Here is an 8,851-nt window from a genome sequence, read left to right as displayed (position 1 = left end):
GTGTCGAGCAGCCCCAGCCCACACGCGGCCTTCCACCGCAGATCGCACCGCAACGCCTGCACCGTCTCGAAATCCGACAACCCGTGCAGGCTCTGCAGCACCACGGTGGCCGCCAGCACCTGCGGTGGCATGCTCGGCCGTCCGTTGGACGACGGGTACATGTCGGTGAACATCTCCGCCGGGAACAGCGCCTCCCGATGCTCGGCCAGGAACGCGAACACACTCCCCGCCGGGATCAACTCCCGGCAGGTCTCCCACACGTCCGGCCCGATCAGCTCGCCCACCCACTCACCCTGCATGATCACAACACTGGCGTCGACCACCACACCAGAACCCGGACCCGCAAGATTTTCAGTGGTCTCCTAGAGCACCTTGGACAGGAAGGCGCGGGTGCGCTCGTGCGTCGGTGCGGTGAGCAGGGTGGCCGGCGGCCCGACTTCGACGACCCTGCCGGCGTCCATGAAGACGACGGTGTCGGCCGCCTGGCGGGCGAACCCGAGCTCGTGCGTGACCACGATCATCGTCATCCCCTCGGTGGCGAGCTGGCGCATGATCTCCAGTACCTCGCCGACCAGCTCGGGGTCGAGCGCGGAGGTCGGCTCGTCGAACAGCATCAGCTTGGGGCGCATCGCGAGCGCCCGGGCGATCGCGACCCGCTGCTGCTGCCCGCCGGAGAGCTCGGCGGGGTAGGCGCCCGCCCGATCGGCGAGGCCCACTCGGGCCAGCAGCGCCCGGCCCCGTTCGACGGCCTCGGACCGCCGCTCGGCGCGCACCCGGACCGGGGCCTCGATGATGTTCTCCAGGGCGGTCAGGTGTGGGAAGAGGTTGAACCGTTGGAACACCATCCCGATCTCCCGGCGCTTGCGCGCGATGTCGCGGGGCCGCAGCTCCCGGATCCGCCCGCGGTGCTCGCGGTAACCGACGAGCTCCCCGTCGACCTCCAGCCGGCCACCACTGATCTGCTCCAGGTGGTTGATGCAGCGCAGGAATGTGGTCTTCCCGGAGCCGGATGGCCCGATCAGGCAGGTCACCTCGCCGGGGACCACGGTCAGGGAGACCTCCCGAAGGGCGACGTGCTGGCCGAACGACTTGCGCACCCGCTCGGCGCGGACCATCGGCACCGCGGTGCCGCTCACCGGCGCTCCCCGACGCGGGCCAGGGTTCCGCGGGCGAAGCGGCGCTCGAGCTGGTGCTGCCCGACCGTGAGCACCGAGGTCAGTGCGAGGTACCACAGCGCCGCCACGATCAACAGCGGGATTGTCTGGAAGTTGCGGGCGTAGATGAGTCGAGTGGCGTTGAGCAGCTCGTTGTAGGAGATCACGCTCACCAGGGAGGTCGTCTTGAGCATCGAGATGGTCTCGTTGCCGGTGGGTGGAATGATCGTCCGCATGGCCTGCGGCAGCACGATGCGCCGCAGCGTCAGCGCCCGGGACATGCCGAGCGCGGACGCCGCCTCGGTCTGGCCCGCATCGACGCCGTTGATGCCGGCGCGCACGATCTCGGCCATGTAGGCGGCCTCGTTGAGGCCGAGCCCGAGCACCGCCGCGGCGAACAGCGGCACGATGTGGTTGGCGTCGCCGGAGACGAAGCTCGGCCCGAACGGTATTCCGAGCGAAAGCCGGGGGTACAGCGCGCCGATGAAGCTCCAGAACAGGATCTGCACCAGCAGCGGTGTGCCCCGGAAGAACCAGATGTACAGCCAGGCGGCGCCGGCCACGACCGGGTTCGGCGACATCCGCAGGATGGCCAGCACGATTCCGCCGACGATCCCGATCGCCATCGCGATGACCGTCAGGTAGACGGTGGCCCACAGGCCGCGGAGCACCGGCTCGGCGAACAGGTAGTCGCCGACGGTGCCCCACTGGAAATTCCGGTTGGTGACGAGGGAGTGCACCCCCATCGCGGCGAGGACGCCGATGGCCACGCCGGCCGCCCACCGGCCGGGATGGCGTAGCGGCACGGCGTCGACGTCCACCCCGACCCCCGTCCCGGGCGCGGCGCCGGCCGCCGGCGCCGGCGCGGGATCGGTGGCGAGGGCGGGATCGGCGGCAGGGGTGGGGTCGGTGGCGGGGGTGGTGGCGCCGCGCGGGGGCGGCGAGGCGTCCGCGGTCGTCATCCGGTCGCGCCGTTGATCCGCGGGGCACTGATGGCCCCGTCCCGGACCCCCCACCGGTCGAGGATCTTCGCGTAGGCGCCGTCGTCGATCAGCTTTGCCATGGCGGCGCGCAGCGCAGCGGCCAGGCCCGAGTTCTTCGGCACGGCGATGCCGTAGGGCGCGGTCCCGTAGGGCTTCCCCACAATCCTGATCTTTCCGCCGGACAGCTTCGCCTGGTAGTCGGCGACCGGCGAGTCCGCCATCGACACCTCGGCGCGGCCCGCGGTGAGGGCCAGGTTGGCGCCGTTCTGGTCGTCATAGTTCTGCACGGTGACCTTGGGCCTGCCCGCCGCCGTGCACCGGCCGCTCTGGTCGCCGGCGTCGGTCTGCTGGGTGGTGCCGGTCTCCACCGCCACCGTGCGCCCGCACAGGTCGGCCAGCGTGGCGATCTCCACCCCACCCTGGCCGCGGGTCATGAAGGAGGTGCCCGCGGAGTAGTAGGTCACGAAGTCGACCTGCTTCTGGCGCTCTTTGGTGTCGGTGAAGGACGACATACCGACGTCATATCGGCCGGAGGCGAGACCGGGCAGGATCGAGTCGAAGACCACCTGCGTGGGCTGGACCTTGAGACCCAGGACACCGCCGAGCGCGCGGGCCAGGTCGATATCCATTCCGATGATGGTTTTTCCGTCCGTGTCGAAGAACTCGTTCGGTGCGTAGGACGGGTCGGTGGCGACCGTGAGCGTCCCCTTGTCGCGGCTGCTTTGGGGTAGTTGACCTGCGATGACGTGGTCGGTGGCGGTTGTCGTCGCCGACGTGGCCGTGGTGTTGGAGTTGTCATCGCCACAGCCCGCCACGATCGTCAGCAGCGCGAGGCTCATGACCAGGGCAGATATCCTCGCACCATGACGAAAAACGCCGCTGTGCACTGATGACCTCCAGGATTCGGGTGGAGCGTTATGTGATGTGGGCGGTGTCCGAGTGCACCAAACCCTGATCATGTGACGTCTCCGCTACGCTCGCGCACCCGCTCCGTGTCGACATGTTTCGTTTGCGTTGCGATGGGGTTCGTCCGAGGTTCACCGTGGGCGAACCTTCGGCGAGAGCCCGACCGGGTCGGCGTGCGATATTGGAAGTAACCCCGGGCAACCCCCGGGCGCTCGTCCCGCTTCACGATCACCAAACATCGTGGAGTGGGGCCGCTCAGGCCCGCCCTCCCGCGGACACGGCACGCACGGAGGGCGGGCGTCTTGTAGCGCCGCCCAGGTGGTACCACGATCGCCCACGGGGCCACCGGCGGCATGTCCGAGGAGCAATCTCCGTGACCGCAACCACTGACCACTCGACCCTCGACTCCACCGCCGCGTCGGAACTGGCCGGGGTCAGCCCGCGCCCGTCCGACGACGATCCCGCCTTCGCCCTGCACCGCGGCGGTAAGATCGGCATCGCGCTCACCGTCCCCCTGGAGAACCGCGAGGACCTCTCGCTGGCCTACACTCCCGGGGTCGCGCGGGTGTGCACGGCGATCGCCGAGACGCCGGCACTCGCCGACGACTACACCTGGCGGTCCAACACCGTCGCAGTCGTCACCGACGGAACCGCCGTGCTCGGCCTCGGTGACATCGGCCCCCTGGGTTCCCTGCCGGTCATGGAGGGCAAGGCGGCCCTGTTCAAGCACTTCGGCGGCGTCGACGCCGTCCCGCTCGCGCTCGCCTGCACCGACGTCGAGGAGATCGTCGAGACCGTCGTCCGGCTCGCGCCGAGCTTCGGCGGGATCAACCTCGAGGACATCTCGGCGCCGCGGTGCTTCGCGATCGAGCGCCTCCTGCAGGACCGCGTCGACATCCCGGTCTTCCACGACGACCAGCACGGCACCGCGATCGTCGCCCTGGCCGCGCTGGAGAACGCCGCCAAGCTGACCGGGCGCACCCTCGGCGACCTGCGTGCCGTGGTGTCCGGCGCGGGTGCGGCCGGAGTGGCGGTGACCCGCATCCTGCTGGCCGCCGGCATCGGCGACATCGCGGTCGGTGACAGCCGTGGCATCATCTACCCCGGCCGCGACGCCCTCACCCCGGTGAAGGCCGCGCTCGCCGCCGAGACCAACTCCGCAGGCCTGACCGGTTCGATCACCGACGCGCTGCGCGGCGCCGACGTGTTCCTCGGCCTGTCCTCCGGGCAGGTGCCGGAGGAGGCGGTCGCCACCATGGCGCCCGAGGCGATCATCTTCGCGATGGCGAACCCGGACCCCGAGGTGGAGCCCGCGATCGCCCACAAGTACGCCCGCATCGTCGCCACCGGGCGCAGCGACTACCCCAATCAGATCAACAACGTGCTGGCGTTCCCCGGCGTGTTCCGCGGTGCGCTCGACGTGCGGGCCAGCCGGGTGACGGAGGGCATGAAGCTCGCCGCCGCCACGGCGCTCGCCGACGTGATCGCCGACGAGCTGGCCGAGGACCTCATCATCCCGAGCGTGTTCGACCCCCGGGTGGCCCCGGCCGTCTCGGCGGCTGTCGCCGCGGCCGCCCGGGCCGACGGGGTCGCCCGGCGCTGAGGAAGGTCCACGACGGTCGGGAACCCCGCAGGTAGCCGCCTGCGGGGTTCCCGGGCCCGCAGGCGGGCGGCCTCAGACTCGACCGCACCCCTGGCACGGCCGGTGCTCGACGGCGTCGTCGAGCGGGCGCAGCGTCCCGCAGCCCTTGTAGGAGCAGCAGACGAAGTCCGCCGACATGACGGTGATGACCGGCGTGCCGTCGACCATGACCGTGGCGGGTGCCTCCGGGATCGGGATGATGCTCCGGCGGCGAAAGCTCAGCCGCCGGTGCGCCCCGCGCCGAGGGGGCGTCTCTGACGGGTCGTCCCGGGTCACCACGGTTTGTTCACCGCACCGTCCACGCTTGTCGTACCCACGGCGATGAGTTCAGCACAACGGACCGTGGGACGCGCGGCCCGGGGCGGATGATCCCTGTTCGTCGGAAATGGCCTCGGCATCCCCCTTGCGGCCGCCTTGAGTTGCTCGCGCCCGCGGCCGGGCGGCCGTAGGTTCGTGGGGTGCTCGCAGCCGCCGCGATCTCCCTGCATCCCGATGCCCCTCTCGATGGTCTGTCCATCGGCGAGCAGCCTGAGCCCGCGCCGCCGGAGGAGTGGGCCACCGTCACGGTGCGGGCCGCCTCGCTGAACCATCACGACCTCTTCAGTCTGCGTGGAGTGGGTCTGCCGGCCGACCGTCTCCCGATGATCCTCGGCTGTGACGCCGCCGGGGTGACCGCCGAGGGGGAGGAGGTCGTCGTGCATGCGGTGATCGGTGATCCGGCTGCGGGGGCCGGCGACGAGACGCTGGACCCGCGGCGAACCCTACTGTCCGAGCTGCATCCGGGCACCCTCGCCGAGCGGGTCGCGGTGCCCCGGCGCAACCTCGTGCCGAAGCCCGCCGGGCTGACGTGGGAGGAAGCGGCGTGCCTGCCGACGGCCTGGCTCACCGCCTACCGGATGGTGGTGTCCCGGGCCGGCCTGCCCGCGGGCGGCGGCGGGACGCTGCTCGTCCAGGGAGCCGGCGGCGGGGTGGCGACCGCCGCCCTGCTGATCGGCAAGGCCGCGGGGCACACCGTCTTCGTGACCTCCCGGGACACCGGCAAGCGGGCGCGGGCCACTGCCCTCGGTGCCGACGGGGTGTTCGAGTCCGGCGCCCGGCTGCCGAAGCGGGTCGACGCCGTCATCGAGACCGTCGGTGCGGCCACCTGGAGCCATTCGGTCAGGTCCCTGCGGCCCGGCGGGCGCATCGTCGTCTCCGGCGCGACCAGCGGCCCGAATCCGCCGGCCGAGCTCACCCGGATCTTCTTCCTGCAGTTGTCCGTGGTGGGCTCCACGATGGGCAGCCGGGAGGAGCTCGTCGATCTGCTCGCCTTCCTGGAGCGCACCGGCATCCGCCCGCCGGTGCAGGAGGTACGCCCGCTGTCCGCGGCGCGCGCGGCGTTCGAGCAGCTCGCCGACGGGGATGTCTTCGGCAAGCTGGTGCTCACGCCCTGAGCGCCCGGCCGGCTCAGAGGTCGGCGTCGTCGTCGGGGCGGGCCAGCCAGGTGGCAAGGCGTTCGACGGCTTCTTCGAACTCCGGGTGGACGTCGACGAACGCCCGCAGCGAGTCGGCGAGTCCCTCGTAGGTCACCGTCTCCGCGCCGCGGCGGTCGGCGAGCTCCTCGATGCCTCGGTCGGTGAAGTACATCCCCGCTCCCGTCGTTCCCGGCGGCGTCTCGGGTCCCGCCGTCCGGCCGGATCAGCGGACAGGACGGCCCCGGCAGAGCCGGGACCGTCCGTCATCCTCGTCGATCTGTCGGTGCGTGCCCGGTCGCTCAGTCCTCGAACGCGGCCTCGACGAGGGCCTGCTGCTCGCGCTCGTGCACCCGCGACGAACCCGACGCCGGGGCCGCCGCCGCCCGCCGGGAGATCCGGCGCAGGCGGATCCCGCCGGGCAGGAACTCGCCGAGGTTGAGCGCCATGTGCGGGTAGGCGCCCTGGTTCGCCGGCTCCTCCTGCACCCAGACGACGTCGGTGAGGTTCGGGTAGCGCTCGAGTGCCTTCGCCAGCTCCGGCCCGGGAGTCGGGTAGAGCTGCTCGACCCGCAGCAGCGCGAACCGCTCGGCGTCGTCGTGCCTGCCCCGGGCGGCGGCCAGGTCGTAGTAGACCTTGCCGGCCGAGAGCAGCACCCGGCGGACCGTCGACGGGTCGGTGACGAAGTCGTCGGGGATCACCGGCTGCCAGCCACCCTCGGTCAGTTCCGCCACCGTCGAGGTGGCGGCCTTGAGCCGGAGCATCGACTTGGGCGTGAAGACGACCAGCGGGCGCCGCACCGGCGAGAGGGTCTGCCGGCGCAGGAGGTGGAAGTAACTGGCGGGGGAGGACGGCGCCGAGACCGTCATGTTGTTGTCCGCGCACAGCGACAGGAACCGCTCGATGCGGGCGGAGGAGTGGTCCGGCCCCTGGCCCTCGTAGCCGTGCGGGAGCAGCAGCGCCAGCGCCGAGCGCTGGCCCCACTTCGCCTCGCCCGCGCTGATGAACTCGTCGATGATCGACTGGGCGCCGTTGGCGAAGTCGCCGAACTGGGCCTCCCAGAGCACCAGCATGTCCGGCCGGGCGACCGCGTAGCCGTACTCGAATCCCATCGCCGCGAACTCGCTGAGCAGCGAGTCGTAGACGTAGAAGGTGCCGACGCCCTCGTTGTTCTCGGTCCCGTCGACGCCGTACCGCAGCGTCCGCAGCGGGGTGTGGTCCTCGGCGCTGTGCCGGTCGACCAGCACGGCGTGCCGCTGGCCGAAGGTGCCACGGCGGCTGTCCTGCCCGGTCAGGCGGACCGACCGGCCGTCGAGGATGAGCGTGCCGAACGCCAGGGTCTCGGCGAGCGCCCAGTCGATCGCGTCGGTCTCGACCATCTGGGTGCGCCGCTCGATCTGGGGGCGCAGCCGGGGGTGGACGGTGAAGCCGTCGGGCAGGTTGACCTGCGTCTCGACGACCTTCTTGACGGCCTCGGCGGAGACCGCGGTGCTGACCGCGGCGGCCGCGGCCGCCTCCTCCGGGGTGGTGACGATCCGCGGCTGCGGCGCGGTGCCCGACGGGGTGGTGTCCCGGGTCTGCGCGAACGCCTTCTCCAGCTCGGCGCGGTAGGACTTCATCGCCTGCTCGGCCTCGTCGCGGGTGATGTCCCCGCGGCCGATCAGCGCCTCGGTGTAGAGCTTGCGCACCGAGCGCTTGCTGGCGATGGTGTCGTACATCAACGGCTGGGTGAACGACGGCTCGTCCATCTCGTTGTGGCCGCGCCGGCGGTAGCAGAGCAGGTCGATGACGACGTCCTTGTTGAACGCCTGGCGGTACTGGAAGGCCAGCGCCGCCACCCGCACGCACGCCTCGGGGTCGTCCCCGTTGACGTGGAAGATCGGGGCCTGCACCATCCGAGCGACGTCGGTGGCGTACACCGAGGACCGGCTCGACTCCGGCGAGGTGGTGAACCCGACCTGGTTGTTGATGACCAGGTGGATGGTGCCGCCGGTGCGGTAGCCGCGCAGCTGGGAGAGGTTCAGCGTCTCGGCGACGACCCCCTGCCCGGCGAACGCGGCGTCACCGTGGACGAGGATCGGCAGGACGGTGAAGCCGGCCGTGCCCTTGTCCAGGATGTCCTGCTTTGCCCGGACGACGCCCTCGGTGACCGGGTCGACGGCCTCCAGGTGCGACGGGTTCGCCACGACCGAGACGGGCACCTTGCGCCCCTCGCGGCCGGTGTACACGCCCTCCGCGCCCAGGTGGTACTTCACGTCGCCGGAGCCGTGCGCCGTCTGCGGGTCGAGGTGACCCTCGAACTCGGCGAAGATCTGCCGGTAGGACTTGCCGACGATGTTGGCGAGCACGTTCAGCCGGCCGCGGTGGGCCATGCCGATGACGACCTCGTCGATGCCGGCGTCGGCGGAGCGCTCCAGCACCTCGTCGAGCGTCGGGATCGTCGACTCGGCGCCCTCCAGCGAGAAGCGGCGCTGGCCGACGTACTTCGTCTGCAGGAAGGACTCGAACGCCTCCGCGGCGCCGAGGCGCTCCAGCACGTGCAACTGCTCGGCCGGGTCCGGACGCTCCGCGGACCGCTCGACCCGGGCCTGGATCCAGGCCCGCTCGTCGGGCTCCTGGATGTGCATGTACTCGATGCCGACCCGGCGGCAGTACGAGTCGCGCAGGACGCCGAGCACGTCGCGCAGCGACATCGTCCGCTGGCTCGCGAACCCN

8 protein-coding genes and 1 pseudogene are annotated in these 8,851 nt (G+C 71.3%); 2 read left to right on the top strand and 7 right to left on the bottom strand.

Annotated features, from left to right (window positions below; translation table 11 throughout):
- From UK82_RS33240 to UK82_RS26660, 4 genes are all read right to left on the bottom strand, one after another.
- Positions 1-299: transposase (locus UK82_RS33240; RefSeq protein WP_396230523.1), on the bottom strand; the 299-nt coding region annotated here is incomplete at its 3' end.
- Positions 300-362: 63 nt separating this feature from the next.
- Positions 363-1,115, bottom strand: a complete 753-nt coding sequence (locus UK82_RS26670; protein WP_082121893.1) for an amino acid ABC transporter ATP-binding protein — start codon at positions 1,113-1,115, stop codon at positions 363-365.
- 17 nt (positions 1,116-1,132) lie between these two features.
- Positions 1,133-2,116, bottom strand: coding sequence for an amino acid ABC transporter permease (locus UK82_RS26665; RefSeq protein ID WP_083507380.1), 984 nt, complete (start codon positions 2,114-2,116; stop codon positions 1,133-1,135).
- Positions 2,113-2,976 (bottom strand): ABC transporter substrate-binding protein, encoded by an 864-nt coding sequence (locus tag UK82_RS26660; RefSeq protein WP_063897577.1) that lies wholly within the window; start codon positions 2,974-2,976, stop codon positions 2,113-2,115. The genes UK82_RS26665 and UK82_RS26660 overlap by 4 nt, the downstream gene beginning before the upstream one ends.
- 491 nt (positions 2,977-3,467) lie before the next feature.
- Here UK82_RS26660 and UK82_RS26655 point away from each other — a divergent pair, with 491 nt between their 5' ends.
- Positions 3,468-4,646 (top strand): NADP-dependent malic enzyme, encoded by a 1,179-nt coding sequence (locus tag UK82_RS26655; RefSeq protein WP_236706482.1) that lies wholly within the window; start codon positions 3,468-3,470, stop codon positions 4,644-4,646.
- A 72-nt stretch (positions 4,647-4,718) separates the two neighbouring features.
- On the opposite strand, the gene UK82_RS26650 is transcribed toward UK82_RS26655, so the two are convergent.
- The gene (locus UK82_RS26650) at positions 4,719-4,961 is read right to left on the bottom strand and encodes a hypothetical protein (protein WP_236706479.1); all 243 of its coding nucleotides are present in this window, start codon (positions 4,959-4,961) and stop codon (positions 4,719-4,721) included.
- A gap of 182 nt (positions 4,962-5,143) precedes the next feature.
- On the opposite strand from UK82_RS26650, the gene UK82_RS26645 reads away from it, so the two are divergent.
- A complete protein-coding gene (locus UK82_RS26645) occupies positions 5,144-6,118 on the top strand; it encodes a zinc-binding dehydrogenase (protein WP_044885359.1) in 975 nt (324 codons plus the stop codon).
- Between the two features lie 13 nt (positions 6,119-6,131).
- Here UK82_RS26645 and UK82_RS26640 read toward each other — a convergent pair whose 3' ends face one another.
- Both UK82_RS26640 and UK82_RS40385 read right to left on the bottom strand, forming a co-directional pair.
- On the bottom strand, positions 6,132-6,311 hold the full coding sequence (locus UK82_RS26640) for a DUF6104 family protein (RefSeq protein ID WP_009742177.1): 180 nt from the start codon (positions 6,309-6,311) through the stop codon (positions 6,132-6,134).
- 127 nt (positions 6,312-6,438) lie between these two features.
- Positions 6,439-8,850 (bottom strand): annotated as a pseudogene (locus UK82_RS40385) (multifunctional oxoglutarate decarboxylase/oxoglutarate dehydrogenase thiamine pyrophosphate-binding subunit/dihydrolipoyllysine-residue succinyltransferase subunit); the annotation flags it as partial.
- Between the last annotated feature and the right edge of the window lies 1 nt (position 8,851).

The organism is Frankia sp. ACN1ag (assembly GCF_001414035.1).
Classification (GTDB): Bacteria; Actinomycetota; Actinomycetes; order Frankiales; family Frankiaceae; genus Frankia; species Frankia torreyi.
The sequence above is the reverse complement of the archived record's forward strand: the minus strand, read 5'-3'. Positions and strand labels throughout refer to the sequence as shown.